Below are 26,152 nucleotides of genomic sequence, written 5' to 3' on the forward strand. Positions count from 1 at the left end.
CCGCGGTGGGTTCCGCGGCGACGGCGCTCCGCGCGGCGCATCGGCTCCGGCCCCTCTGCGAGCACCCCGGACCAGGAGTCACGCCTCCCGGGGCCGCCCCGCCTCGCAGGCCGGTCCCACCCCTCCCAAAAACGCCTCACCCGCACCACGCACCTCACCCTCACCGTCACGTCGGCCCCGGAAGCCGCCAGAAGGCGCCAGGGGCCGCTCGGGGGCGCCGGACCGGGAAATGGGTCCGCCGCCTCCCCGTAAGCCCGCACCGGGCCCTGAGCGACCTCGCCGAGCCAGTAGAGTCAGCCGGCATCGGCGGACGCCCGTCCGCCGGAGGCCAGGGAGCGAAGCGTGCTGATCCCACACGACACCCGGATCGCCCTCGAAACGGTGGTCGATCTTGTGAACACCGCACCGGAGGACGACGGGCGCGACGAACTCGGTGAGCTCACCGCGCTCTACGCCTTCGCGGAGCGCCACCGCATCAGCGGCGTCGGAACCCTCGGCGAGAAGGACCTGCGCGCCGTGCAGGACGTCCGGAGCAGGTTCGCCGAGATATTCGCCGCGCCCGACGCCCGTACGGCGGCGGACCTCGTCAACAGCCTGGTGGCGGCCGCCGGCACCACGCCACAGCTCACCGACCACGACGGCTACGACTGGCACGTCCACTACTTCGCGCCGGACGCCTCGGTAGCGGACCACCTGGCGGCCGACTGCGGCATGGCCCTGGCCTTCATCGTGGTGGCGGGCGAGCGGGAACGGCTGCGGCGCTGCGAGGCCCCGGACTGCCGGGACGCCTTCGTCGACCTGTCGCGCAACCGCTCCCGCCGCTACTGCTCGAGCCGCACCTGCGGCAACCGCCTCCATGTCGCCGCCTACCGGGCCCGGCGCCGGGAGGCCGAACACTGACTCCCCGCCCACGCCGGGCGGTCGTCCGTCGGGCGGTCGTCCGCCGTCCGCCGGGCGGCGGACGACCCGGTGGGCGCCCCGGCCCCGGGTCGCTCACAGGAGGAAGAGATCGTGCAGCGCGGCCATCAGCAGCAGGCCGCCGACCACCGTCAGGAAGATCATCAACGGCGGCTGGGAAAGCGCGAAGAGGCAGCCACGCGGCTCTTCGGCAGGGGGTGCGGGGGCCTCGCCCCGGGATGTGTCCACCATCTCGTTGCGATCATGACGCAGCGCGCCCCCTGTTGGCGATCAACAGGGGCTTTCCCAGGGCTGGTTCACCCGCACCGGTATCAACGAATTCGCTTCCGCGTCCGAGCGCCCTTCGCGCGTTCGCCTCGGAGGCCCCCGCACGTCCGCCCGGGAGGCATCCCGGCGGAGCCTCCGCTGCGTACGGCCCGCTGCGCCCACCGCGGCCGGGTTCCGTCAGCGCGGGGCGGAGCTGGAGGCCCGTACGACGAGTTCCGGCTGGAGCACCACACTGCGGTGCCGGTGGCTCCCGCCCTCGTCGTCGGCCTCCTCGAGAAGAAGCTCCGCCGCCATCCTGCCCATCACCACGGCGGGCTGCCGGACCGAGGTGAGGGGCACGGCGGCGGCCGCGGCGAACTCGATGTCGTCGTAGCCGACGATCGCGACGTCCTGCGGCACCCGCACGCCGGCGGCGTACAGCGACTGCAGGACGCCGAGCGCCAGCAGGTCGTTGGCGCAGAACACGGCGGTCGGCCGGGGCACGAGGCCGAGCAGCCTGGCACCGGCGTCGCGGCCCGCGGCCACGTCCAGCCGGTCGGAGGGGATCTCGACGAGCGCCTCGGGGCCGAGGCCGGCCTCGGCGAGCGCCGCGAGGGCCCCCTCCCGGCGGTCCCTGATCTGGTGGAGATCGCCGGGGCCGCTCACATAGGCCACGGAGCGGTGACCCCCCGAGACGAGATGCCCGACGGCGAGCATCCCGCCGCGCACGTCGTCCACGGAGACGGCGCAGCTGTCGGTGGACGTCGCCACCCGGTCGACCAGCACGTAGGGGATCCGGTGGCGGGCGAAGGCCTCGAGATTGCCGCCGGTGGCGTCCGCCGGGGTGACCAGCACCCCGCAGACCCTCTGCTCGGCGAAGAGCCCGAGGTATTCGGCCTCCTCCTCCTGGCTCTGGCCGCTGTTGCACACCATCACGCCGAGACCGGCCTCACGGGCGGCACGCTCGGCGCCGCGCGCGATGTCGACGAAGAACGGGTTGCCCATGTCCAGCACGAGCAGGGCCATGATGCGACTGCGGCCCGCCCTGAGCTGCCTGGCGGACTCACTGCGTACGTATCCGAGCTCCTCGATCGCCGCCAGCACCCGTGCGCGGGTGTCGGGAAGCACCGCCTCGGGGCGGTTGATCACGTTGGAGACCGTGCCCACCGAGACTCCGGCCTGCCGGGCCACGTCCTTGATCCCTGCCACACGACCCACTTGTCCTGCCCCACTGATGCGTCCGGCCGCCGTCGGCGCCGGGTCCCTGGCCCATGGACGGACGTACGGTGCGGTCCGTCGCGCCGTCGCCCCGGGTCACGCCCTACCGGATTGAATTGTTTCAATCCCTCGGGACGCTAGCCGCATCCACGGGATACCGTCAAGATCGGGACGACAGGACCTGAATATACCGAGCCCTTGGGTGCACACCTGCCCTTTCGGCACCCGGCACGACATGAATCGATTCATACCCCCTGCAGGTGACGGGCGGCCAGGAGGGCCGCAGGCGCCCGTCAGATCCCGTGCTTCTTGAGGATCGCCTCGATGTCACTGAAGTCCTCGCCGGGCGCGGCCGCCTGTTGCGGCTTCTTCCCCTGCTTGTCCTGCGCCCGCGCACCCGTGGCCTCGGCCCCGGAGGTGAGCGAGGGCGACGAGGCCTTCGGCGCGACGGCGCCGCCCCGCTCCGCGGCCCGCGCGGCCTTACGGTCCTTGCGCGTCGATCCGCTGCGGCGCTCCACGGCACGTGTGGTCATGAAGAGCAGCCAGGCGAGGGCCAGCAGGCCGAAGCCCAGCCAGACGCTCGGCTTGAAGGCGATGTCCGACACCCACTCGACGACCCCGGTCATCACCAGGCCGACCGGCACCAGGGAGTAGGCGGCGATCCGGGTCGCCGCGAGGAAGCGCTTCCGGTAGGCGGTGATCGCGGCGATACCCAAACCGGCCGCCGACACCGCGGAACAGATGGTCTCGGCAAGCATCAGGGCCTCCAGCGCTCGGGATACGTCCCTTCCATCCTGCACCGGCCACCCTCGATGGGGCCACGGTCCGGGACCACATCAGGGACATTTCAGGGCCCCACTCCTCCCCAGGTCCCGGTTGGGAGGGGCCGCCACGGCCTGAAAGACTGCGCGCATGAGCGATTCCTCCTCCGCCGCACCGGTCGTCCTCGACCTCTGGTGCGAGCTCGAGTGCCCCGACTGCCACCAGGCCCTGTCCGATGTCCACGCGCTGCGCGCCCGCTACGGCGACCGGCTGGAGGTCCGACTGCGCCACTTCCCGCTGGAGAAGCACAAGCACGCGTACGCGGCGGCTCAGGCCGCCGAGGAGGCCGTCGTCCAGGGCAAGGGGTGGCCCTACGTCGAGGCCGTGCTGGCCCGCACGGCCGACCTCACCCGCGCGGGCGAGCCCCTGCTGATCGAGGTGGCGGGTGAACTGGGGCTCGACGCGGAGGAGTTCGACACGGCCCTGATCGACGGCCGGCACCTCCTGATCGTGGACGCGGACCAGGCCGAGGGCAAGGCGATCGGCGTCACCGGGACCCCGACGTACGTGGTCGGCGACGAGCGGCTGGACGGCGGGAAGAGTCAGGAGGGGCTGCGCGAGCGGATCGAGGAGATCGCCGACCGCCTGCTCGCCGACGAGGGCTGACCACCGGGGATTCCGGCGGCCGGCTACAGCGCCTTGGCCAGGTTGTACTGCGTGATCTCGTAGCCGAGCGACTCGTACAGCCGCAGCGCGGGGGTGTTGGTCGTGAAGACGTGCAGGCCGAGCACCCCGAGCCCGGCGTCGAGCGTGACGTCCTCCGCGAGGTGCATCAGCGCCCGGCCGTAGCCGCGCCCCCGGTGCTCCTCGCCCACCTCGACGTCGAACACGTAGCCGAGGTCGTCGCCGTCCGTCCCCTCGCGTCGGGCCACCCAGACATGGCCGACGACGGCCCCGTCGTGGACGAGGACGTGGAAGTACATGCCGGGGGTGGCCAGGCCGTCCGGGAGGTTGAGGGCGTGGTCGGTCTCCGCCTTGTGCCGGGCCTGTTCCTCCGGGACTCCGCGCGCCACCCATTCCCGCGCGTAGGTCGCGGCGCTGGTGGCCGCCCACTGCGCGTGTTCCTGCTCCGTCATCGGACGCCCCGTGACCCCGGCCGGCAGCGCGGGAGCGGTCCGCCGGAGGGTCTTCACCATGTTCCGGCTCCGCTCGGTGTAGCCGAGCGCGGCCGCCAAGGACCGGGCGCCGTCGCTGTCCGCGGGGACGACGACCGTGCGGACCTGGGTACAGCCCCAGCCGCGCAGCACCTCCTCGGCGGCCAGCGCCGCGATGGTCCCGCGGCCCCGCCTGCGGTGCGCCTCGTCGATGCCGAGCGACCGGAGCACCCCCGCCGAAGGGCCGAACGCCGGGTCGGTGGAGAGGGAGACGGCGCCCACGGGCCGCCCGTTGTCGCACACGTCGTACGTGCGCGCCCGGACGCCGTCGGCGTCTTGCTGGACCGGCCCGGTGGGCCGGATGGTCGTGGTCATCAGGGTGTTCTATCCGCTGGACGGCGAGCCGTCATCCCTTTTCCGGATTCCGGGCCCCGGAATCCGGGGCCCCGCGGGCGGCTCACGGATCGAGATCGTCCGCCGCCCGCTCGGCGAAGACCCGCATGGCCTTCGCCGTCACGGGCCCGGGAGCCCCCGGCAGCTCGCGTCCGTCGACGCGGTGGACGGCCTGGATGTCGCGGAGGGTCGAGGTCAGGAAGATCTCGTCGGCCCGCTCCAGCACGTCCAGGGGGAGGTCCGTCTCCTGCGCCCCCGTCCACTCCACGGCCAGGACGCGGGTGATCCCGGCGAGACATCCCGAGGTGACCGGGGGCGTGTGGATCCGGCCGTCGAGGACGACGAAGACGTTGGAGCCGGTGCCCTCGCAGAGCTGTCCGACCGTGTTGGGGAAGAGCGCCTCGGAGGCACCCTGCTCGTGGGCGCGCGCGAGAGCGACGACGTTCTCGGCGTACGAGGTGGTCTTGAGCCCCGTCACCGCGCCGCGCTCGTTGCGCGTCCAGGGGACGGTGACCACGGCCGTGCTGTCGGGGCGGCGTGAGGTCTCCCCCATCGCGACGACCAGGGTCGGGCCCGCGTCGCCGCGGTCGGAGCCGAGCGGCGAGAGGCCGCCGGTGTACGTGATCCGGAGGCGGCCGAGCTCCATGGGGTTGGACCCCGTCACCGCGTCGACCGCACGGCGGACCTCGTCGTGGTCGGGGTCGGCCAGGCCCAGCCCCCTGGCCGAACGCGTCAGCCGGCCGAGGTGCCGGGTGAGGGCGAAGGGGCGGCCGGCGGAGACCCGGACCGTCTCGAAGACGCCGTCGCCGACCGTCAGCCCGTGATCGAGCACGGACAGCCGGGCGTCATCGGCGTCGCGCAGTCCGCCGTTGACCCAAATCCTCATGACGTGGTCCTTCCTGCCTCCTCGTGGGTGCCCGACGCTACAGCCAGCAGCCGGGAGGCCTTGAGCTCGGTCTCCGCCCATTCGCGGGCGGGGTCGGATCCCCAGGTGATGCCGGCTCCGGTGCCGAAGCGCAGCAGCGGGGCGGGCCCGGCGCGGTCGATCCAGAAGGTGCGTATGCCGACGGCCAGTTGTGCGGTACCCCGGTCCGCGTCCACCCAGCCGACCGCTCCGCAGTACGGGCCGCGGGGCGCCGTCTCCAGAGCTTCGATGATCCGCAGGGCGCTGGACTTGGGCGCCCCGGTGACGGACCCGGGCGGGAAGGACGCGGTGAGCAGCTCCGGCCATCCCACCCCGTCGGCGAGCCGGCCGCGCACGGTGGAGACGAGGTGGACCAGCCCGGGATGCTTCTCCACGGCGCAGAGGTCGGGAACGCTCACGCTGCCCGGCACGCAGACACGGCCCAGGTCGTTGCGGACCAGGTCCACGATCATCACGTTCTCGGCGTGGTCCTTCTCCAGCAGGTCGCCCTCGGTGCGCCCGGTGCCCTTGATCGGACCGGATTCGACGGTCCGGCCGTCCCGTGCGAGGAAGAGCTCGGGGGACGCGGTGGCGATCTCCACGCCGTGCGCGGGGAGCCGGACCGTGCCCGCGTACGGCGCGGGGTTGCCCCGGGCGAGCAGGGCGGTGAGGGCGTCCACGTCGGCCTGCGGCCCCGGCAGCGGTGCGGACAGGACCCGGCAGAGGTTGGCCTGGTAGACCTCACCGGCCGCGATGTGTTCACGGATCCGCCGCACACCGGCCGTGTAGGCGTGCTCGTCCAGTGACGATGTCCAGTCACCCGGGGCCGGCCCCCGCCAGGCCCCGGGCACGGGGAGGGGGACCTCCTCGGACCGGACGGAGTCGAAGCGGGCACAGACCGGAGCACCCTCGAAATCTGCGCATACCGCCCAGAAACCGGACGATTCCAGGGCTGCGGGGTCGCTGGTGACATCCCGCAGACCGGAGGCGACGAGGCCACCGAAGCGGGCGAGGGGGGTGAGGTCGGGCACGTGACCGAGTCTAGGGCGGTACGCGGATGACCTGCGGCGGGCGACGGTGGCGCAGCACGCTGCGCAAACGCGTTTTTGTGCTGGCCCGGGAATCCGCTAGAGTTCAACACGTCGCCGGGACGCGCAAGCGGACCGGGAAAGACAAGCGGACGTAGCTCAGTTGGTAGAGCGCAACCTTGCCAAGGTTGAGGTCGCCAGTTCGAACCTGGTCGTCCGCTCGCAGAAGGTGGGGGATCTACCCGACCCCCCACCCCTGGTGGAGTGGCCGAGAGGCGAGGCAACGGCCTGCAAAGCCGTCTACACGGGTTCAAATCCCGTCTCCACCTCCAAGGACGATTAGCTCAGCGGGAGAGCACTTCCCTGACACGGAAGGGGTCACTGGTTCAATCCCAGTATCGTCCACCGATCCGCAAGGATCCCCGCGCGATTAGCTCAGCGGGAGAGCGCTTCCCTGACACGGAAGAGGTCACTGGTTCAATCCCAGTATCGCGCACGCAGTACACGCAGGGTCACCCTGCGCGATTAGCTCAGCGGGAGAGCGCTTCCCTGACACGGAAGAGGTCACTGGTTCAATCCCAGTATCGCGCACCAGCCGAAACCCCCGGTCGTCTCGACGACCGGGGGTTTCGTCGTGGGCGGTGCGGGTCAGCCGGTGAAGAGCTGGGTGGCCTTGCGGACGAGCTCGTACAGCCCGTAGCCGAACGGCACGGCGACCCAGAGCCAGACGAACGCCATGAGCGGCTTACGACTGCTGGTGGACACGGGGACCCCCTTCCTGTGGCTGCGCCTCGTGGAAACGCGGGTGGACCGGGCGGATGCATTCATTGGCGACGAATCCGACGACCAGCAGCCCGATCATGATCGCCAGGGAGGTCGCATAGAGGCTGGGGCCACTGTGCCCGGCGCGCTCCCCCGCGTCCGCGACCCGGTTGACGATCAGTGGGCCGAGCACCCCGGCGGTGGACCAGGCGGTCAGCAGCCGGCCGTGGATGGCTCCCACCTGGTACGTGCCGAAGAGGTCACGCAGATAGGCGGGCGCCGTCGCGAAACCGCCGCCGTAGAAGGACAGGATCACGAGCGCGCAGCAGATGAAGAGCGGCTTCGAGTCGTTGCCCAGCTGCGCGATGATCACGTACATGAGCGCGCCGACGCCGAGGTAGACCCGGTACATGTTCTTGCGGCCGATCAGGTCCGACGTGGAGGACCACAGGATGCGGCCCCCCATGTTGGCCAGCGAGAGCAGGGCGACGAAGCCCGCCGCCGCGGAGACCGAGACCGGGGCGGAGGTGTCCGCGAAGAAGTCCTGGATCATGGGCACGGCCTTCTCGAGGATGCCGATGCCCGCCGTGACGTTCATGCAGAGGACCACCCAGAGGCACCAGAACTGCGGTGTGCGCAGGGCGTTGCGGGCGGAGACCTGGGCGTCGGTGACGAGGCTGCGGGTCTCCTGCTTCGGTTCCCAGCCCTCGGGGAGCCAGCCCTCCGGCGGCACCCGTACGAGGAAGACGCCGAGCGCCATGAAGGCGGCGTAGACGACACCGTGGACCAGGAAGGCGGTGGCGATGCCGGAGCGGTCCGCGCCGAAGCTCTCCAGCATCCCGGTGGACCAGGGCGAGGCGATGAGGGCACCGCCGCCGAAACCCATGATGGCGATGCCGGTCGCCATGCCGGGGCGGTCGGGGAACCACTTGATGAGCGTGGAGACCGGGGAGATGTAGCCGATGCCGAGGCCTACGCCGCCGATGAAGCCGTAGCCGAGGACGACGAGCCAGTACTGGCCGGTGGCGGCGCCGAGCGAGGCGACGAGGAATCCGGTCGAGAAGCAGACGAGGGAGACGAACATCGCCCAGCGGGGGCCGTTGCGTTCGACGAGGGTGCCGCCGAATGCGGCCGAGAGGCCGAGCATGACGATGCCCAGCTGGAACGGGAGAGCACTCGCGGTGCCCGAGAGGTCGAGAGCGGATTCGAGCGGAGGCTTGAACACGCTCCAGGCGTAGGCCTGTCCGATGGAGAGGTGCACGGCGAGCGCGGCGGGTGGTACGAGCCAGCGGCTCCACCCCGGGGGCGCGACAGTTCGGGACCTGTCGAGGAAGTTCATGGACCCGCACTTTAGGCATCTGCCATGACCATGACTAGATCATGAACGGAAGTCCGTCGACCGTATGCAATGCGGGTCCGGGCGCCGGGCCCGGACCCGCCCTGCGGCGGCACCCGCAGTGAGGACCGTTCAGGAGCTGAACAGCATCCGGCCGAAGCTCTTCTGACGGTGGTGGCCGCCGTAGTGACCGCCCTGGTGCGGCGCACCCCAGGCGGGAGCCTGCGCGGCGGGGTAGGCCTGCGGGGCGGGCGGCGGGGGCGGGGCCTGCTGGGCCCACTGCGACTCCAGGCGCGTCAGGGACTCCAGCTCGCCGTAGTCGAGGAATATCCCCCGGCAGCCGCTGCACTGCTCGATCTGGACGCCGTTGCGGTTGTACGTGTGCATCTGGGCGTGACACTTGGGGCACTGGATCATCGGTCGGCTCCTCAGGTCGTGACGACGTCGCCGGAATGCATGCCCGGCGGCGATCGCTTCACCCTACGACGCGCCGTCGGACACCAACTCGGGCGGGAGGGACGCAATGCGGGCACATGCGTCGATCATCAACTGTTCCACCTCATCCGGACTACGTTCCTCCGCAACGGACTTGGCCAGGGCGAGGGCGGCCGTCTGCACGGTGAGCGCCCTCGCCACGACGTCCAGCTCGGGCCACGGGTCCCCCTCCGCCCGCACGGCCGGGCCGCCGGCCGACCGGTAGGCGCCGAGGAAGCGCAGCCAGACCCCGGGCGCCAACAGCCCTGCCGCGTACCAGGCGGCGGGGCGGGCGAGGTCCCAGGCGGGGTCGCCCAGGCCGGTGTCGTCGATGTCGATGAGCAGCCAGGGGCCGTGCGGCGCGGGGTGCCGGACGAGCTGGCCGAGGTGGAGGTCCCCGTGGCAGACGAATCCGTCACGGTGCCCGGGCATCGCGTCCTCCGCGCGGGCCCACCCGGGCAGCCCCCGCCAGGCGGCCAGCACGGGAGTGACGGCCGGATCGCCGGGGCGGGCGGCACACATCCGGGCGACAGCACGGGCGGCCTTGACCGGTCCGCGCATCGGGGGGAGGGGGTGGGGCGGCGGGGTGCGGTGCAGCCGGGCCAGAAGGACGGCGGCCTCCTCCCAGGGCGCGGCGTCGGGGGCCGAGGGATCGACGGGCGCCCCGTAGGGCCAGAGGCTCACAGTGCGGCCCTCCGCGCCGGCGGGCGGGCTGTCGGCCGTGCCGAGCGGCTGGAGCAGGATGCCCTCCAGCCGGGGGGACGCCGCCAGGGACATCCGGGCCACCAGAGCGGGGGTCTCGGTGTCGGGTGCGTGGGCCTTGGCGACGACGTGGCCGCTGCGCACCACCGTGCCGTCGGGCCGGTCCGCGAGCATGCGGGGCGGGGCGCAGGCGCATGCCGCCGCACCCGCGTGCGCGTGGTCGTGAGCGAGCTCGCCCAGCGCACGGAGGAGAGAGGTGGTGGTCATCGGCTCGGCTCCGCTCCCGCGACGGTGGTCGGCCGGCCCCGCGGCCGGCCCCGGCGGCGATCGTACGCGGCTGCTCCCGGCCGGCCCCGCAAGCGGCTGATCGCCCTCCGGGTGGCGGGTGCCCGAGGACACTCGGTTCACGGGCGCACAAGGAGGCTCGGGTCGCGTGTGCACGGACGCCCTCCGGGCTGCGCGTGCCCGAGGATCTTCCGGAAACGGGTCCGGACAGCGCGATGTCCGGCCAGCTCCCCAGCTGGCCGGACAAACGCTGCCGTCCGCCGCACCCCCGTCCCCACGGGGCTGTTGGCCGGATGTCCCGGTCCGGACCGCTCTTCCGGACCCGGGGCGCCGCTCAGCGCCCCAGCATCACGCCCACGGACGACGCCTGTGTGACCACTGCGTCCCAGCCGCCGAAGACGACGACCAGCAGGGCCGCCAGAGGAAGAACCATGGCCGTCGCCACCAGCGGGTGACGCGTGCCGGACCGGCGTACGCCGAACGAGGCGTAGGCCTTGCGTCCGTGCGTGCGGATCATGGTCCGCGTGGCCGTGTCCGCCATGGTTCCTCTCCTGACCTGTCGGAGAGCGGCGGGTGTCCGGCCTCGGGGGACGAGTTCCGCACCCACCGCTCGAGTTCCACACTAGGGAGGCGGGAACCGTCCGGCGTCATGCCCGCGTACCGAATACCGGGCCTCCCAGAGGATGAGCCGGGCACCCCCGGTGTACTCCCCTGGGTGGAGAAACGGTGTCGGACACGTCACCGGGTCCCTAGGGGTGCCCCTCAGAGCCCTCCGGACGCCGGGCGACCTGGCGCGCGCGTACGGCGGAGGTCTCCTCCTCGGGTCAGGCCTTCCCGCTCGCCATGGGGAGCAGTCGGTCGGAGACGGCCGCGTCGGCCCGGACACCGTCGTGGGCGTGATCGGGGGTGACCCACGTGCGCAGTCCACGCACCGCGTCGGCGGTAACGAGGGCGTGCTCACGGTCGACATACACGTCATCGCTCCGGTCGGCCCGGCCGGGGATCTGTGGTCGTCACGCGCCGCGGTCGTCACGCGAGGGCTTCGGGCGGCCCCCGTCGGTCCGGTGAGCGCGGTCGGCCCGGCCCGGAGTGGTCAGGAGGCGGGGTCGTCCCCGCGAGGGCGCTCGGAGGCGTCCTCCCGGGGGACCGGCTGTTCGACCAGGGCGAGAACCCTGGTCGCCATGAAACGGGCGGTACGGACAACTGATCCACTTCGGGTGACTTCACTCACTTCCACCACACCCCGGCGGACCGCTGTCTCCACCCTGCGGCCTGCCCTGGAGGCCACCACTTCGTACGTCCTGGTCGTGTCACCCGCGTCCACGACCATTTCCACACGATCGCCCTTCATTGACCCAATCCCCCTTCTGCGACGGTCCTTTGAGATCTCGCACGGGTCAGGAAGCCTGGATCTCCGGCTCCCTGACCACGGTTCAATTCTCCCACCCGGCACTGACAATCGATGGGCGGGCGAGGGCGCGGCCTCTGAGCGCGCCGCGCCACGGGTACGTAAGCTGTGCCTCGTCAGGCGGACCGGCAGCGGGGATGGGCAGACGATGGCGATGATGCGGCTCCGGCGCGAGGACCCGCGTGTCGTCGGCTCGTTCAGACTTCACCGGCGTCTCGGCGCGGGCGGGATGGGTGTCGTCTACCTGGGTTCCGACCGCCGTGGCCAGCGGGTGGCGCTCAAGGTGATCCGCCCGGATCTGGCGGAGGACCAGGAGTTCCGCTCGCGCTTCGCGCGCGAGGTGTCCGCCGCCCGCAGGATCCGCGGCGGCTGCACGGCCCGGCTGGTGGCCGCCGATCTGGAGGCGGACCGCCCGTGGTTCGCGACACAGTACGTGCCGGGCCCCTCGCTGCACGACAAGGTCGTCGAGGAGGGCCCCCTGCCGGCCGCCGAGGTGGCCTCGATCGGCGCGGCGCTGTCCGAGGGCCTGGTGGCGGTGCACGAGGCCGGTGTCGTCCACCGCGACCTCAAGCCGTCCAACATCCTGCTCTCCCCCAAGGGCCCCCGGATCATCGATTTCGGTATCGCCTGGGCGACCGGGGCCAGCACGCTCACCCATGTCGGGACGGCGGTGGGTTCGCCCGGCTTCCTGGCACCCGAGCAGGTGCGTGGTGCGGCGGTGACGCCCGCGACGGACGTGTTCTCGCTCGGCGCCACGCTGGCGTACGCGGCGATGGCGGATTCGCCCTTCGGGCACGGCAGCTCCGAGGTGATGCTCTACCGCGTGGTCCACGAGGAACCGCACCTGTTCGATGTCCACGACGCGCTCGCCCCGCTCGTTCGTGCCTGTCTCGCGAAGGACCCGGAGGAGCGGCCCAGCACGCTGCAGCTCTCCATGCGGCTCAAGGAGATCGCCGCGCGCGAGGCGCAGGGCCTGCAGGAGCGCCGGCCGCCCGCCCAGCGGAGCGAGCAGGAGCTGGACCGGCCGACCGGTCGGCTCGAGGGCCCCTACACCGAGCAGTCCACCCGGCGCGCCGCGGGCGGGCCCGCCCAGGCGCAGCGCGCGCCGGGCCGTCGCCCCGCCTCGTCCCGCCCCGCGGCCCCTCGTACCGGCGGGTCCCAGGCCCGGGGAACGCGGGGCGGCCCGCGCCCGGGACAGCAGGTGCAGGGGCCGAGGAGCACCAACGGCAGGCAGGCCTCGCGCCCCGGCGTGCGGACGACCTCGGCGGGGAACGGTGGGAAGCGGCGGCCGGCCAATCCGCGGCTGCTGCGTCAGCGCCTCGTCGTCTTCGTCGTCGTGACGCTGCTGGTGGCCCTCGGGATCGCGGCCGCCCAGGGGTGCCAGGGCCCCGCGCGGGGGCTGGGAGGCACGACGTCGCAGACCTACGAGGGAGCCGGCTCCGCAACGCCGCGGGTGGACGGGCCCTGAGAGCGCCGGGCGGGGCTCAGGCGGGGTTGATCCGGGTCGCGTAGAAGGCGACGGCGGAGGCCGCGGCGACGTTGAGCGAGTCCACACCGGCGTCCATCGGGATACGGACATGGGCGTCCGCCGCGGCGAGTGCCCCGGGGGTGAGGCCGTCGCCCTCGGTACCGAAGACGAGCGCGAGCTTCCCGTACTGCCGTGCGACGAGCTCGTCCAGGGTGATCGACCGGTCGCTGAGGCAGAGGGCGGCCGTCGTGAAGCCGGCCTCGCCCAGGAGGCCCAGATCCTGGGGCCAGGACGCCAGCCGGGTCCACGGGACGTGGAAGACGGATCCCATCGAGACCTTGACGGCCCGCCGGTAGAGCGGATCGGCGCAGCGCGGTGTGAGCAGGACGGCGTCCACGCCGAGCGCGGCCGCGTTGCGGAAGGCCGCGCCGAGATTGGCATGGTCGACGATGTCCTCGAACACGGCGACCCGCCGCACGCTCCCCCGCTCCGGGGCCAGCAGCGTGCCGACGTCGGGAAGCGGCCTGCGCTGCATGGAGGCGAGGGCACCCCTGTGCACGTGGTAGCCCGTGACGCGCTCGGCCAGAGCCGGAGTCACCACGTAGACGGGCGCCGTCGCCTCGTCGATGACGTCGCCCATCACGTCGATCCACTTGGCCGAGAGCAGCATGGACCGCATCTCGTACCCGGCGTGCGCCGCACGCCGGATCACCTTCTCGCCCTCGGCGATGAAGAGGCCCTCGGCAGGCTCCCGCCGGCGCCGGAGTTCGACGTCGGTCAGGCCGGTGTAGTCGCCCAGACGCGGGTCGTCGGGGTCGTCGACGGTGATGAGTTCAGCCACGGGGTGCTACTGCCTTGTCGGGTGGGGTGGGGGTTCGGCGGACGGGCGGGGTTCCGGCCGCTCAGTCCTCGAGCGGGCCGGCGGGGTCCGTGCCGACCGCGACGACGTCGCCGATGATGATCACGGCCGGCGGCCGCACCTCTTCCGCGACGACCCGCTCCCCCACGTTCCCGAGGGTCGCGTCGACCCGGCGCTGGGCCGCGGTGGTGCCCTCCTGGACCAGGGCCACGGGAGTGTCGGGGGACTTGCCGTGGGCGATGAGGGCCTGCGCGATGGCACCGATCTTGTCGACGGCCATCAGGAGGACCAGGGTGCCGCGCAGCTGGGCGAGGGCCGCCCAGTCGACCAGGGAGCGCGGGTCCTCGGGTGCCACATGGCCGCTGACCACGGTGAACTCGTGTGCGACGCCTCGGTGGGTGACGGGGATCCCGGCCGCTCCCGGCACGGAGATCGAGCTGGAGATTCCGGGGACGACCGTGCAGGCGATGCCCTCGGCGGCCAGTGCCTGGGCCTCCTCCATGCCGCGGCCGAAGACGAACGGGTCACCGCCCTTGAGCCGGACCACGGACCTGCCGGCCTTGGCGTGGTCGATCAGCGCCTGGTTGATCGCCTCCTGCGCCATGAAGCGGCCGTAGGGGATCTTCGCTGCGTCGATGACCTCGACGTGCGGGGGGAGCTCGTCGAGCAGGTCGCGCGGGCCGAGCCGGTCGGCGATGACCACGTCGGCCTCGGCGAGGAGCCGACGGCCCCGGACCGTGATCAGGTCGGGGTCACCGGGGCCGCCTCCCACCAGCGCGACACCCGGGGCGCGGGTGCGGTGGTGCGGGGCGGCGAGGGTGCCGTCGCGCAGGCCTTCGACGATCGCGTCGCGGACGGCGGCGGAGTGCCGGGGGTCCCGGCCCTTCGAGGTGGTGGTGAGGACGGCCACCGTGATGCCCTCGCTGCGTCCGGTCGCGGGCGTCCAGGCGGTGGCCGCCTCGGCGTCGTCGCTCCGCACGCACCAGGTCCGGGTGCGCTCGGCCTCCGCGGACGCGGCGTCGTTGGCGGTGGCGTCCGACGACGCGACGAGGGCGTACCAGGTGTCGGCGAGGTCCCCGTCCTGATACCTGCGGCGCTCCCAGCGGATCTCACCGGTGTCGGCCATCGCCTCGACGGACGCGGTCGCGGACGGGGAGACGAGGGTGATGTCGGCCCCGGCCGCTATGAGGGCGGGCAGCCGGCGCTGCGCGACCTGACCGCCGCCGACGACGACGACGCGGCGCCCGTTCAGGCGCAGTCCGACGGGGTAGGCAGGGTGATCGTCATGCTCGGCCATGGTCGTGCGGGCTCCTCGTGCAGGGTGCGTGTGCTGCGGGCCGCTGCGGCGGTGGAGCGGCGGTGACGTGGGCTGGGTGAGGCGGTGACGCGTGGGACCACGATACGGGGTGGCCGGAAGGCGGGCCGGGGAGGTCACCGGCCCGCCTTCCGGCCCCCGACGGCCTTGTGGCAGGGCCACTGGGTCGCCGGTGGGCCGTAGGTCCGGCCGGGGGGACGCCGGGGACGCGGGCTCACAGGGCCGGGAGCACCGGGTACGCCCCTGAGCTGGCCGGCAGCCCGGACGGTTACTTCTCGGTGACGCCCGCGGAGTCGAACGTCGCGACGTCGTGCATCGCGCGGGCCGCGCTCTGCACGATGGGGAGCGCGAGCAGCGCGCCCGTACCCTCACCGAGCCGGAGGTCGAGGTCGACCAGCGGGCGCAGGCCCAGCTTGTTGAGGGCGGCGACATGGCCCGGCTCCGCGCTGCGGTGGCCCGCGATGCACGCGGCGAGCGCCTCCGGGGCGATCGCCCGGGCGACCAGGGCCGCCGCACCCGCACTCACGCCGTCCAGGATCACCGGCGTACGCAGCGAGGCGCCGCCGAGCAGGAAGCCCGCCATGGCGGCGTGCTCCAGGCCGCCGACCGCCGCCAGGACCCCGATCGGGTCGGCCGGGTCGGGCTGGTGGAGCTCCAGTGCGCGGCGGACCACATCGACCTTGCGGGCGTGCATCTCGTCGTTGATGCCGGTGCCCCGCCCGGTCACCTCGGCCGGGTCCATCTCCGTGTAGACGCAGATCAGTGCGGCCGACGCGGTGGTGTTGGCGATGCCCATCTCACCGGTGAGCAGGCCCTTGTTGCCGGCCGCCACCAGGTCGCGTGCGGTCTCGATGCCCACCTCGATCGCCGCGAGCACCTCTTCGCGGCTGAGGGCGGGGCCGGTGGTGAAGTCGGCCGTTCCGGGGCGGACCTTCCGGGGCAGCAGGCCCGGCGTCGCGGGGAGCTCGGCCGCCACGCCCACGTCCACGACGCAGACCTCGGCGCCGACCTGGGCGGCGAAGGCGTTGCAGACGGCACCGCCACCGAGGAAGTTGGCGACCATCTGGGCGGTGACCTCCTGCGGCCACGCCGTGACGCCCTGGGCGTGGACCCCGTGGTCACCGGCGAAGATCGCGACGGCCGCGGGCTCCGGGACGGGCGGAGGGCACAGCCGGGAGAGCCCGGACAGCTGGGCGGAGATGATCTCCAGCATCCCGAGCGCGCCGGCGGGCTTCGTCATCCGCTTCTGGCGTTCCCAGGCCTCGCCGAGCGCCTTGGCGTCCAGGGGGCGGATGCCGGCGATGGTCTCCTGGAGGAGGTTGTGCGGCTCCTCACCGGGCAGGGCCCGGCGGCCGTACGTCTCCTCGTGGACGACCCAGGACAGCGGGCGGCGCTTCGACCAGCCCGCCTGCATCAGCTCGGGCTCCTCGGGGAATTCGTCGACGTATCCGACGCAGAGGTAGGCGACGACCTCGAGGTGGTCGGGCAGGCCGAGTGCCCGGACCATCTCGCGCTCGTCGAAGAAGCTGACCCAGCCGACGCCGAGACCCTCGGCGCGGGCGGCGAGCCACAGGTTCTCCACGGCGAGCGCCGAGGAGTACGGGGCCATCTGCGGCTGGGTGTGGCGGCCGAGGGTGTGACGGCCACCGCGGGTCGGGTCGGCGGTGACGACGATGTTCACCGGCGTGTCGAGGATGGCCTCGATCTTCAGTTCCTTGAACTGCTTGGCCCGGGCCTTGGGAAGCGACTTGGCGTACGCCTCACGCTGGCGCTGCGCCAGTTCGTGCATGGAGCGGCGCGTCTCCGCGGAACGGATGACGACGAAGTCCCAGGGCTGGGAGTGGCCGACGCTCGGCGCGGTGTGCGCGGCCTCCAGCACACGGAGGAGGACCTCGTGCGGGATGGGGTCGCTGCGGAAGCCGTTGCGGATGTCGCGCCGTTCACGCATCACGCGCAGGACGGCTTCGCGCTCCGCGTCGTCGTAGCCGGGGGCGGGCAGGGAGGGGACGGCCTCCTCGGACCCGTCGTCCGCAGACGCATCGGCTCCGGCGTCCGCAGGTGCTTCGGCTCCGTCGTCCGCAGACGCTTCGGTTTCGGCTTCGGCTTGGGAGACGGCGGGGGCCACGACCTCCGCTTCGGCGTCGAGCGCAGCGGCCTCTGCCGGGGCGTCGACGAGCGGGACCCGGAGGGCGTCCTCGGCCGGGGCCTCGGCCGCCGGTGCCTCCACGGGACCGGCTCCGGGAAGCGCGGCTTCCGGGGTCTCGATGATCTCGGGTCCGGTGCCGGGCTCCGGCTCCGGCTCCGTGAGCATCTGGGGGCCGGCCTGCGGCAGGGCGACGGCCTCGGGAGCCGGCTCGGGCTCGGGCGCGATCACGGCCGGTGCCTCGGGCTGCTCGACGGCGACGGGATCCGCTACGTCCGGTGCCTCGGGGGCGGCCGGCGCGGACTCCGTCACCGGGACCACGGGCTGCGGCAGCGGCTCGGCGGCCGGTGCGACGTCGGGGGCGGGGGCGGGGGCGGCCGCGTCGGCGACAGGTGCCGGGGCGAGGTGCGGGGCGGTCGGCACGGAGGCGTCCACAGGCGTGAACTGTCCTGGCGCCTCGGCCGGGACGGCGGCCTCGAAGGGCGTCTCGACGGGCACCTCGACGGGAGCTTCCCCCGTGGATACTGCCGACGGGGCTTCTGCCGACGGGACTTCTGCCGGTGCGGCCGCCGGAACCTCGCCCAGGGCCTCCCCGGGCGGCGCCTCGGACGTCTCCGCCTCGGGCGCGACGGGGCCCTGGGGCATCACGTCGGCCACCGGGGCCGGAGCGACCGTTTCTGCGGGTGCGACGGACGCGACCGGCGCGACGGGTTCCACCGGCACGACGGGATCCGCGGGAACGAGCTGCTCGGCAGGAAGGGCCTGCTCGGCCGGGGCCGCCGGCGCGACCTGCTCGACAGGGGCCGCCACCGCCTCGGGCTCCACGGGGGCGGGAGCAGCGGCAGGCTCCGGCGGCGCCACCGGTTCGGGAGAGCCCCACGCGGGCGCTCCCTGCGGCGGGATCTCGCCCAGCTGCGGGCCCGGCAGCATGGCCGCGTCGTCCGCCGGGATGTCGAAGTACTCGGGGCCGGTCGTCGGCGGTCCGGCGTGCCGCACGGGCATCGGGGTCTGCGGGCCGGCCGGCCCGCGGTCCGCGAGCGAGCGGACCACACCGCCGGTCGGCGTCCCCCCGTAGGAGGGCGCTTCGGTGGACGCGGGACCGCGGTGCAGCGGGCGCCGGGACGGCGCTGCTGCGGCGGCCGCGACCTGCACCGGCGGGTGCGCCGGGATCCGTACGCCGTTGACGTCACTCACACCGGAGCCGTGGGTGCCGTTCGCGGCCTGGTCGTACGCCGGAAGCTGCTCGGGCAGGCCCGTCGGCGCGGCCGGGGCGTCGCTCCACGCGCCCTGGGACGCGGGCATCAGAAGGAGGTCGTCGTCCTCGGCGGTGTGCTCGGAGGGTTCGAGGTAGGTGTAGGCGTCCGGGGCGGGGATGCCCGGCTGCTCCACCATGCCTGCGTTCTCCGGCAGTCCCTCGCCCGGGATCTGGCCGGTGTCAGTCATGCGTACCCCTCGCCCATCGTCAGTGCTCCTTCGCCCTTCGCCCGGGATGCCCGAACCACGGCACGCCGGTGCTCGTCAACAAGAACGAGCGGGCTCCCCGCGCGGCACGAAACGCGCGCGGAGGTATACATTCTCGCGGTCGTTCGCCGCCGCGACAGACAGTTCTGCCTCGGCTCGCTGTGGACTGCGCCACGTTGCGCGTCCCCCGGTTGTGCGGTACCACATCGCCGACCAAAACGGTCCACTTTTCCGGACATTGACGAACGAAATGTCGAACGTCCGGGCGCGGTACAACAATCGGTCAGCCTACCTCGCGCTCCGCTCGGGGGCTTCAGGGGGCGAGATCGGAACGCACCGCGGAGAGCAGGAACACGACGGAGCGTTCGCGCTCCGTCCAGTCGGCGGTGTCCAGTTCGACGGACTGCAGCAGCGCGCACTCGACGGTGTAGCCGTTCTCGGCGAGGGCGGCGCCGAGGGCCTCCGCCTCGTCGCGGTTCGAGGCATGGGTGACGATACGTTCCGGCCGCCGGTCGGCGACCGCCGTGACGACGGGGACCCCGCCGCCGCCGATGCGTACGACATCCGGCTCGGGCAGGCGCTCCAGGACGTGCGGCGCGGTGCCCCTGACCACCTGGACGCCCACCTGGAAGGCGCGGGCGGCCGCCGCCGTGCGCGTGCAGGCGTCGGGGTCGCTGTCCACGGCCAGCACAGCGGCACCGAAGCGGGCCGCCTCCACGGCGAGGGCACCGCTGCCGGAGCCGATGTCCCAGACCAGGTCGCCGGTGCGCGGCCCGAGCCGGGCCAGCTGCGCGGCGCGCAGGCCGGGTGACTCCCCCTCGCCGCTCTCCCCGGTACGGCCGTACGAACCGGCGGGAAGGGCCCAGCCCCGTACGCCCTCGGGGTGGTCGGGGCGGCGGCCGGCGATCCAGGCGCCGTTGGCGGTGGTCTCGGGACCGCCGCCGATGACGATGACGACGTTGGGGTCGCGCCAGGTGTGGTCGGCCGTCTTGTCGGAGGTGAGGACGGTGACCCGCTCGCGTGCGGTGCCGAGTTCCTCGCAGATCACGAAGGTGCGGTGCACGCCTTCGAGCAGGAGGGCGAGCTCGGCGGGACCGGCTCCGGGTGACGTCAGTACGGCCACCTTGTGGTGGGCGCGGATGACGTTGACCGCGCGGCGCAGGGTGCGCGGGTGGGCGACGACGATCTCCGCGTCGTCCCAGGGCATTCCTGCGCGGGCGAAGGCGGTTGCTACGGACGATACGGCGGGGACGACCTCGACCTCGAGACCGTGTTCGGGCTTGCGAAGGGTGCGTACGACTCCGAAGAAGCCGGGGTCGCCGTCGGCGAGGACCACGGCGCTCCCGCGGTGTCCGGCGATCCTGCGGGCGGCCAGGTCGACGCTGCCGAGCCGGATGCGTTCCGCGCGCTCGGGCACTTCGGCGAGCGCGAGGTGATGGGCGGCGCCGGCGACGAGCGTGGCGGCCGAGAGCGCCGCCGTGGCCGCTCTGGTCAGTGGCGAGCCGTCCCAGCCGATCACCGTGACCCGGTCGGCCATCGTCGTCAGTCTCCTGGGGTGTAGCAGGCGGGGGCTCTCCGCGGGATGGGCGGAGCAAGGGTGAGCGTATCCGGTCCGTACCAACGCGCCGCCGGGGGCTCCCGGAAGCAGGGAGGAGGGTCAGTTCCAGTCGTTGTACGTGCCGTAGCCACCCGCGTCGGCCAGCTGCTCGGCGACGCCCTCCAGGTCCTCGGGCAGCAGTCCCCAGACGATGAGATCGGTCCTGATGTCGGTCCAGCCCCCGTCCTCGGTAGCCGTCCTGGCTATGCGGGCGTTGCGCAGGACGCCCTCGCTGATGCAGCCCAGCTTCTGGGCGACCTGCTGGGAGGCGGTGTTGCCCGCGGGCGTCCGCAGCTCGATGCGCTCGAAGCCCTGGTCGCGGAAGAGCCACTCGGCGAGGGCCAGCACGGCCTCGGTGGCGTATCCCTCCCCGCGGGCCCAGGGCGCGGTGACGTAGCGGACCTCGGTGGCCAGGGTGCGCCGGTCGGTGTTGAGGAGCCGCACGGATCCGACGAGGCGCTGGGTGAGGAACTCGGTGACGGCGAAGACGATGCCGCCGCCCTGGGAGCGTTCGGCGGGGGCGATCCTGCGGACCCAGCGCTCGGCGTCGACCTGGGTGTAGGGGTGCGGTGCGTCGGTCCAGGCGACGACCAGCTCGTCGTTCATCATCTCGATGTACGCCGGGACGTCCTCCATGTCGAAGGGGCGCAGCACCAACCTGTCCGTGCTGATGGAGATGGACGGGAAGGTGGTAGTCATGCGCAGCTCCATGCCGAAGACCGTGTAAAGGCTCCAGCATGCAGCATCGGGCGGGGAATGCGCATGGCCGGGTCCGCACGGCGGAGCCCCGCACACCCTGGTGCGGGTGTGCGGGGCTCCGGCGGCAAGTGGCGCCCGGGGGTCAGGACTTCGCGGGTGCGCCGAACGCGGGGACGATCGAGCCCTTGTAGGTGTCCTCGATGAACTTCTTGACCTCGTCGGAGTTCAGGAGCTTCGCGAGCTTCTGGACCCGCGGGTCCTCCTCGTTGCCCTCCTTGACGACCAGGACGTTGGCGTAGGGGTTGCCCTCCGCCTTCTCCAGGGCCAGGGAGTCCTTGCCGGGCTGGTAACCCGCCTCGATCGCGTAGTTGCCGTTGATGACGGCGGCGTCGACGTCGTCCAGCGCACGCGGCACGGTAGCGGCCTCGAGCTCCTTGAACTCCAGGCCCTTCTTGTCCGTGATGTCGTTGAGCGTGGCGTCGGTGCCGACGCCGTCCTTGAGGGTGATCAGGCCGTTGGCGGCCAGCAGCTGGAGCGCGCGGCCCTCGTTGGTGGTGTCGTTCGGCACGGCGATGGTCTGGCCGGCCTTGATGTCCTTGAGGTCCTCGGCCTTCTTGGAGAAGAGGCCGAGGGGCTCCAGGTGGACGTCGACGACCGGGGTGAGGTGCGACTTGTTCTTCTTGTTGAAGTCGTCCAGGTAGGGCTTGTGCTGGAAGAAGTTGGCGTCGACCTGCCCGTTCTCGGTGGCGGTGTTCGGCAGGACGTAGTCCGTGAACTCCTTGACCTCCAGCTTGAGGCCGGCCTTGTCCGCCAGGTTCTTCCTGACGTAGTTCAGGATGTCGGCGTGCGGCGTCGGGGAGGCGCCGACGACCAGGGCCTTGGAGGTGTCGGCCTTGGCCCCGGTCTCGCCCTGGGACGCCGGGTCGGAGTCCGTGCCGCAGGCGCTGAGGCCGAAGGCGAGGGCGGCGGTGGCGGCGGCAGCCGCGGTGATCTTGATGTTCCTACGCACGAAGAGTGCCTCTTTCCGGTGGTGATGGTGGTGCGCCCGGACAAGGAGTTCGGGCTTCAGGGGGAGATGAGGTTCAGGTGGTGGTGCGGCCCCGGCGGGCCAGCAGGCGTCCGGCTCCGTCGCCGATCAGCTGCACCACGGTGACGATGACGATCAGCAGCACGACGGTGACGAGCATGAACTGGTCGTCGAAGCGCTGGAATCCGTAGGTGACGGCCTTGGAGCCGAGGCCTTCGCCGCCGACCGCGCCGGCCATCGCGGAGTAGCCGATGAGCACGATGACGGTGGTGGTGACACCGGAGATCAGCGAGGGCAGTGCCTGGGGCAGCAGGACCTTGCGGACGATGGTCGGGATGGATCCGCCCATCGACTGGACGGCTTCGACGAGCCCGTGGTCGACCTCGCGCACGGCCGTCTCGACGAGCCGGGCGAAGAACGGGATGGCGCCGACGGCGAGCGGCACGATCATCGCGGAAGGGCCGATGAAGGTGCCGACGACCCAGGTGGTGAAGGGGATCAGGGCGATCAGCAGGATGATGAACGGCAGCGAGCGGCCGATGTTCACGATCACGCCGATGACCTTGTTCACCGCGGTGTTCTGCAGCAGCCCGCCCTTGTCGGTGAGCACGAGCAGAATGCCGAGCGGCAGCCCGCCGACGACGGTGACGAGCGTGGACCAGAGCACCATGTAGAGGGTGTCGATGGTTCCCTGCGTGAGCAGTGGCTGCATTTCGGACCAGGTCACTTCGCCACCTCCTTGGTGATCGTGGCGGGGGTCTGTGCGGGGACGGCGACGGCGGGGCCGTCGTCCACGATCTCGGCCTGGAGTCCCTGCTCACGCAGGAAGCCGATCGGTACGACGTTCTCCTCGAAGCGGCCGGGCAGCTCGATGCGCATGCGGCCGATCTGCTTGCCGCCGACGGTGTCCATGGCGGCACCGAGGATCGAGATGTCGATGTTGTACGTGCGCGACAGCTGCGAGATCACCGGCTGGGCGGCGGCCTCGCCGTGGAAGGTGACGTCGACGACGGTGGAGCCGGGGCCGGAGGCGGTGCCGCCCACGGGGAACAGCTCGTGGGCCAGCTCGGAGCCGGGGGTGGCCAGCAGGGAACCGACGGTTCCCGACTCGACGATGCGGCCCTTCCTCATCAGCGCGGCCGAGTCGCAGACGGTCTTGACGACGTCCATCTCGTGCGTGATGAGCAGGACGGTGAGTCCGAGCTCCTGGTTGAGGTCGCGCAGCAGCTGGAGGATGGAGCGGGTGGTCTCGGGGTCGAGCGCGGAGGTCGCCTCGTCGGAGAGGAGTACCTTCGGGTCGCCCGCGAGGGCGCGGGCGATGCCGACGCGCTGCTTCTGGCCGCCGGACAGCTGCCCGGGGTAGGCCTTGGCCTTGTCGGCGAGACCGACGAGGTCGAGGAGCGCGAGCGCCTTGGCGGTGCGTGCCTGCCCGGAGAATCCGAGGATCTCCAGGGGGAGCTCGACGTTGTCCCGTACGGTGCGCGAGTCCAGCAGGTTGAAGTGCTGGAAGACCATGCCGATGCGGCTGCGGGCCTGGCGGAGTTCCTTGCCGGCCCGGCGTCCCCGGCCCGCGAGGGCGGTGAGGTCCTGGCCGGCGACGGTCACGGTGCCGGCGGTGGGGCGTTCGAGGAGGTTGACGCAGCGGATGAGGGAGGACTTGCCGGCGCCGCTCTGTCCGATGACGCCGTAGACCTCGCCCTCGCGGACGTGCAGGTCCACCCCGTCCAGGGCGGTGACCTCACGGCCGCGTGACTGGTAGACCTTCGTGAGGCCCGAAGTGGTGATCACAGGATTTCCGTCGCTGTCGAGTGCACGGCGCGGTGTCCGCCGGGCACGGGGCATTCCTTGGTGAGACTGTTCTCAGTGGTCGACCGGTGGGAGTCTCGGCATGGTCCGGACCCGGAAGGCCGGGTGCGGGGGCATGCCCGGGCCGGGGTGGTCCGCCGGTTGCGGACGGCACGGGCTCGGTCTCGCTTCGGGGCGCGAGGCTCGGTCGGGGGCCCTCAGAAGGCGCGCATTCGACACATACAACGAGCACCGGGCGTGGGAATCGCCTCGGTCGCAGGGATGCGGTAGCTCGTCGTGGTCATGCCCCAAGTAAATCAGACGTAACGTTTCTGCCGACCGCGCTGTCCGCATAGCGGACGCTCGCGGACAGGTTTCCCGACACCTCCGGACGGCCCTGCGCACCGCTGTGACCTGCACTGACACCCGGGACGCCCGACCGGCCCGCGGGCAGCGGATCGATCATGACGTGCGGACCCTGTGGCCAAGGCCACGATTGCTGGACACGGCCCGGGGCCGCCCCGCGTGCGGGCCCGCACGCGGCGGCTCCGGCCGCCCGTAATACCCTCACCTCATGCTTGACGCCCTGACGGTCGCGGTCGCCGTGACCGCGCTCGCCCTCGCCGCCTGGTGCGGATTCGCCGCCTATCGGGACCAGCCCACCAAGGACTGGCACTTCATCGGCATGGCGGTCGTCTCCGTGCTGGCACTGGCGCAGCTCCTCGTGGGAATCGTGCAGCTGGCGCGCGGCGAGCGGCCCGACCAGGGCATGACGATCTTCATCGCCTATCTGATCGGCGCCTTCGCTGCCGTGCCGGCGGCGGGGTTCCTGTCGCTGTCGGAGCGGACCCGCTGGGGCTCGGTGACGGTGGCGGCCGGAGCGGTCGTCCTCGCCGTCCTCGAAGTGCGGCTCTACGACATCTGGGGAAACTGACCATGAGCGACACCGACCGCACGGGGGCACCCGCCTCTCCGGCCCCCCGGCAGAAGCAGCAGTTCGAGCTCGGCAGCGGGCCGGGCCGGGTGCTGGTCTGGTTCTACGGGGTGTTCACGGTGGCCGCCGCGTCCCGCTCGATCGTGGAGATGATCCTGGACTTCGGCCGGGCCCCGCTCGCCTACACCCTGTCGGCCGTCGCCGCCGTGGTGTACGGATTCATCACGTACTCGCTGGTGCGCGGCGGCGAGAAGGCGCGCAGGGCGGCGCTGGTGTGCTGCGCCGCCGAGCTCGCGGGCGTGCTGATCGTCGGCACCTGGACGCTGGTGGAGCCCTCCGCCTTCCCGGACAGCACCGTGTGGTCGGGCTTCGGCATGGGTTACCTGTTCATCCCGGTGATCCTTCCGGTCACCGGGATGCTCTGGCTGCGGCGCGCGCGCAACGCCTGAGACCGGGTGTCACAGGCGTCGTTCAGGCGCTGGCCACATAGGCCGGCGCGGTGGTGTCCTTCTCGAGCAGGACCAGCCGGACGCCGTCGCCCCCGGTGGTGTTCCCCACCCGGGCGTAGCCGGCCTTGCGGTAGAGCCGGAGGTTGCCTTCGCTGCGCTCCCCCGTGTGCAGACGGAAGCGGGTGGCCGAACGCCCGTCCGCCAGACCGGATTCCGCGGCGCGCAGCAGACGGGTGCCGAGGCCGTGGTTGCGGAGCCGGGGATGGACGCAGAGCTTGCCGATCCGGCCGGTGCCGTCCGCGTCGGTGAAGCCGCGCACCGAGCCGACGACTTCGTCACCGAGGCGTGCCACGAACACCAGGTCGGCGGCGACTTCGTCACGGACGGAGCCGAGGGACTGGACGAGTGGGTCGATCCGGTAGTTGCCGTAGAGCTCGGCCTCGCTCTGGAAACAGAGGTACTGGAGTCTGAAGATCTGCTCGGCGTCCTGTGCTGCCGCCGCCGAGATGGTCACGCTCATGCCCATGTGTGCATGCCTCCCGCTCACCTGTCCGCCGGTTGTCTACCGCTCCATTCCCCGCAGTTCAGGAGCTACAACCTCCGCCGCCAGCATTCTGCGCAGACATCCAAGGCATCGGGAACGCATCGGACCCAAACTGCCCTGTGACATACCCAACTCCCCTGCGATTTCCCGGTACGTCGGATCGTGGGGAGCCAGCATCGCCTCCAGTAAGCGGGGGCATCTCCCGGGCAGCCGGCCCACCGCGGCGCGCAGCGCCCTGCGTTCGTCGGCTCCGACCGCGATCCGTTCGGGGCATCCGGTCC

Annotated in this window: 25 protein-coding genes, 5 tRNA genes and 2 pseudogenes; 10 read left to right on the forward strand and 22 right to left on the reverse strand. The window is 72.2% G+C overall.

Annotation, left to right across the window (positions count from 1 at the left end; all coding sequences use genetic code 11):
- The first annotated feature begins 342 nt into the window (after positions 1-342).
- On the forward strand, positions 343-900 hold the full coding sequence (locus B9S57_RS14525; RefSeq protein WP_103515994.1) for a CGNR zinc finger domain-containing protein: 558 nt from the start codon (positions 343-345) through the stop codon (positions 898-900).
- A 93-nt stretch (positions 901-993) separates the two neighbouring features.
- Here the strand turns inward: B9S57_RS14525 and B9S57_RS34460 are convergent, their stop codons facing one another.
- From B9S57_RS34460 to B9S57_RS14535, 3 genes are all read right to left on the reverse strand, one after another.
- On the reverse strand, positions 994-1,149 hold the full coding sequence (locus B9S57_RS34460; RefSeq protein ID WP_167526178.1) for a hypothetical protein: 156 nt from the start codon (positions 1,147-1,149) through the stop codon (positions 994-996).
- A 213-nt stretch (positions 1,150-1,362) separates the two neighbouring features.
- The gene (locus B9S57_RS14530; RefSeq protein ID WP_103515995.1) at positions 1,363-2,382 is read right to left on the reverse strand and encodes a LacI family DNA-binding transcriptional regulator; all 1,020 of its coding nucleotides are present in this window, start codon (positions 2,380-2,382) and stop codon (positions 1,363-1,365) included.
- Positions 2,383-2,675: 293 nt separating this feature from the next.
- Complete coding sequence (locus B9S57_RS14535; protein WP_103515996.1) at positions 2,676-3,140, reverse strand: hypothetical protein; 465 nt, start codon at positions 3,138-3,140, stop codon at positions 2,676-2,678.
- Positions 3,141-3,294: 154 nt separating this feature from the next.
- Here B9S57_RS14535 and B9S57_RS14540 point away from each other — a divergent pair, with 154 nt between their 5' ends.
- Complete coding sequence (locus B9S57_RS14540) at positions 3,295-3,810, forward strand: DsbA family protein (RefSeq protein ID WP_103515997.1); 516 nt, start codon at positions 3,295-3,297, stop codon at positions 3,808-3,810.
- 23 nt (positions 3,811-3,833) lie between these two features.
- Here the strand turns inward: B9S57_RS14540 and B9S57_RS14545 are convergent, their stop codons facing one another.
- The 3 genes from B9S57_RS14545 to B9S57_RS14555 all read right to left on the reverse strand — a co-directional run bounded on the left by B9S57_RS14545 (position 3,834) and on the right by B9S57_RS14555 (position 6,626).
- On the reverse strand, positions 3,834-4,673 hold the full coding sequence (locus B9S57_RS14545; RefSeq protein ID WP_103515998.1) for a GNAT family N-acetyltransferase: 840 nt from the start codon (positions 4,671-4,673) through the stop codon (positions 3,834-3,836).
- A gap of 82 nt (positions 4,674-4,755) precedes the next feature.
- On the reverse strand, positions 4,756-5,577 hold the full coding sequence (locus B9S57_RS14550) for an aminotransferase class IV (protein ID WP_103515999.1): 822 nt from the start codon (positions 5,575-5,577) through the stop codon (positions 4,756-4,758).
- A complete protein-coding gene (locus B9S57_RS14555; protein ID WP_103516000.1) occupies positions 5,574-6,626 on the reverse strand; it encodes a chorismate-binding protein in 1,053 nt (350 codons plus the stop codon). Before B9S57_RS14555 ends, B9S57_RS14550 begins: the two co-directional genes overlap by 4 nt.
- A gap of 145 nt (positions 6,627-6,771) precedes the next feature.
- Here B9S57_RS14555 and B9S57_RS14560 point away from each other — a divergent pair.
- From B9S57_RS14560 to B9S57_RS14580, 5 genes are all read left to right on the forward strand, one after another.
- A tRNA-Gly gene (locus B9S57_RS14560) sits at positions 6,772-6,844 on the forward strand.
- Positions 6,845-6,881: 37 nt separating this feature from the next.
- Positions 6,882-6,955, forward strand: a tRNA-Cys gene (locus B9S57_RS14565).
- Between the two features lies 1 nt (position 6,956).
- Positions 6,957-7,028 (forward strand) — tRNA-Val (locus B9S57_RS14570).
- A gap of 19 nt (positions 7,029-7,047) precedes the next feature.
- A tRNA-Val gene (locus B9S57_RS14575) sits at positions 7,048-7,119 on the forward strand.
- A 23-nt stretch (positions 7,120-7,142) separates the two neighbouring features.
- Positions 7,143-7,217: transfer RNA gene (locus B9S57_RS14580), tRNA-Val, on the forward strand.
- 151 nt (positions 7,218-7,368) lie between these two features.
- Here B9S57_RS14580 and B9S57_RS14585 read toward each other — a convergent pair.
- From B9S57_RS14585 to B9S57_RS14610, 6 genes and pseudogenes are all read right to left on the reverse strand, one after another.
- Positions 7,369-8,724: an OFA family MFS transporter gene (locus tag B9S57_RS14585; protein ID WP_103516001.1), complete on the reverse strand. Its 1,356-nt coding sequence runs from the start codon at positions 8,722-8,724 to the stop codon at positions 7,369-7,371.
- A gap of 129 nt (positions 8,725-8,853) precedes the next feature.
- A complete protein-coding gene (locus B9S57_RS14590) occupies positions 8,854-9,138 on the reverse strand; it encodes a zf-TFIIB domain-containing protein (protein WP_073752021.1) in 285 nt (94 codons plus the stop codon).
- Positions 9,139-9,201: 63 nt separating this feature from the next.
- The gene (locus B9S57_RS14595) at positions 9,202-10,164 is read right to left on the reverse strand and encodes a phosphotransferase family protein (RefSeq protein ID WP_103516002.1); all 963 of its coding nucleotides are present in this window, start codon (positions 10,162-10,164) and stop codon (positions 9,202-9,204) included.
- A 352-nt stretch (positions 10,165-10,516) separates the two neighbouring features.
- Entirely contained in the window at positions 10,517-10,723 is a 207-nt protein-coding gene (locus B9S57_RS14600; protein ID WP_103516003.1) for a hypothetical protein, read from the reverse strand.
- A 283-nt stretch (positions 10,724-11,006) separates the two neighbouring features.
- Positions 11,007-11,162: pseudogene (locus tag B9S57_RS14605) on the reverse strand (alpha/beta hydrolase); the annotation flags it as partial.
- Positions 11,163-11,275: 113 nt separating this feature from the next.
- Complete coding sequence (locus B9S57_RS14610; protein WP_103516004.1) at positions 11,276-11,533, reverse strand: hypothetical protein; 258 nt, start codon at positions 11,531-11,533, stop codon at positions 11,276-11,278.
- A gap of 205 nt (positions 11,534-11,738) precedes the next feature.
- On the opposite strand from B9S57_RS14610, the gene B9S57_RS14615 reads away from it, so the two are divergent.
- Positions 11,739-13,058, forward strand: coding sequence for a serine/threonine-protein kinase (locus B9S57_RS14615; RefSeq protein ID WP_103516005.1), 1,320 nt, complete (start codon positions 11,739-11,741; stop codon positions 13,056-13,058).
- 16 nt (positions 13,059-13,074) lie between these two features.
- Here B9S57_RS14615 and B9S57_RS14620 read toward each other — a convergent pair whose 3' ends face one another.
- From B9S57_RS14620 to B9S57_RS14655, 8 genes are all read right to left on the reverse strand, one after another.
- Complete coding sequence (locus B9S57_RS14620) at positions 13,075-13,899, reverse strand: RNA methyltransferase (protein ID WP_103516006.1); 825 nt, start codon at positions 13,897-13,899, stop codon at positions 13,075-13,077.
- Positions 13,900-13,960: 61 nt separating this feature from the next.
- Positions 13,961-15,214, reverse strand: coding sequence for a uroporphyrinogen-III C-methyltransferase (cobA, locus tag B9S57_RS14625; protein ID WP_103516007.1), 1,254 nt, complete (start codon positions 15,212-15,214; stop codon positions 13,961-13,963).
- A gap of 286 nt (positions 15,215-15,500) precedes the next feature.
- Positions 15,501-18,818, reverse strand: coding sequence for a nicotinate-nucleotide--dimethylbenzimidazole phosphoribosyltransferase (gene cobT / locus B9S57_RS14630; protein ID WP_103516008.1), 3,318 nt, complete (start codon positions 18,816-18,818; stop codon positions 15,501-15,503).
- 331 nt (positions 18,819-19,149) lie between these two features.
- Entirely contained in the window at positions 19,150-20,373 is a 1,224-nt protein-coding gene (gene cbiE / locus B9S57_RS14635) for a precorrin-6y C5,15-methyltransferase (decarboxylating) subunit CbiE (RefSeq protein WP_103516009.1), read from the reverse strand.
- A 120-nt stretch (positions 20,374-20,493) separates the two neighbouring features.
- The gene (locus tag B9S57_RS14640) at positions 20,494-21,132 is read right to left on the reverse strand and encodes a GNAT family N-acetyltransferase (protein WP_103516016.1); all 639 of its coding nucleotides are present in this window, start codon (positions 21,130-21,132) and stop codon (positions 20,494-20,496) included.
- A 142-nt stretch (positions 21,133-21,274) separates the two neighbouring features.
- The gene (locus B9S57_RS14645) at positions 21,275-22,141 is read right to left on the reverse strand and encodes a MetQ/NlpA family ABC transporter substrate-binding protein (protein WP_103516010.1); all 867 of its coding nucleotides are present in this window, start codon (positions 22,139-22,141) and stop codon (positions 21,275-21,277) included.
- A gap of 73 nt (positions 22,142-22,214) precedes the next feature.
- A complete protein-coding gene (locus tag B9S57_RS14650) occupies positions 22,215-22,886 on the reverse strand; it encodes a methionine ABC transporter permease (protein ID WP_103516011.1) in 672 nt (223 codons plus the stop codon).
- Positions 22,883-23,947: a methionine ABC transporter ATP-binding protein gene (locus B9S57_RS14655; protein ID WP_103516012.1), complete on the reverse strand. Its 1,065-nt coding sequence runs from the start codon at positions 23,945-23,947 to the stop codon at positions 22,883-22,885. Before B9S57_RS14655 ends, B9S57_RS14650 begins: the two co-directional genes overlap by 4 nt.
- Before the next feature lie 571 nt (positions 23,948-24,518).
- Here B9S57_RS14655 and B9S57_RS14660 point away from each other — a divergent pair.
- Positions 24,519-24,878, forward strand: coding sequence for a hypothetical protein (locus tag B9S57_RS14660; RefSeq protein WP_103516013.1), 360 nt, complete (start codon positions 24,519-24,521; stop codon positions 24,876-24,878).
- 2 nt (positions 24,879-24,880) lie between these two features.
- A complete protein-coding gene (locus B9S57_RS14665; protein WP_103516014.1) occupies positions 24,881-25,327 on the forward strand; it encodes a hypothetical protein in 447 nt (148 codons plus the stop codon).
- A gap of 22 nt (positions 25,328-25,349) precedes the next feature.
- On the opposite strand, the gene B9S57_RS14670 is transcribed toward B9S57_RS14665, so the two are convergent.
- Positions 25,350-25,853: a GNAT family N-acetyltransferase gene (locus tag B9S57_RS14670; protein ID WP_103516015.1), complete on the reverse strand. Its 504-nt coding sequence runs from the start codon at positions 25,851-25,853 to the stop codon at positions 25,350-25,352.
- Positions 25,854-25,889: 36 nt separating this feature from the next.
- Positions 25,890-26,152, reverse strand: a pseudogene (locus B9S57_RS35440) (sigma-70 family RNA polymerase sigma factor); the annotation flags it as partial.

Source organism: Streptomyces sp. SM10 (genome assembly GCF_002910915.1).
Taxonomy (GTDB): Bacteria; Actinomycetota; Actinomycetes; order Streptomycetales; family Streptomycetaceae; genus Streptomyces.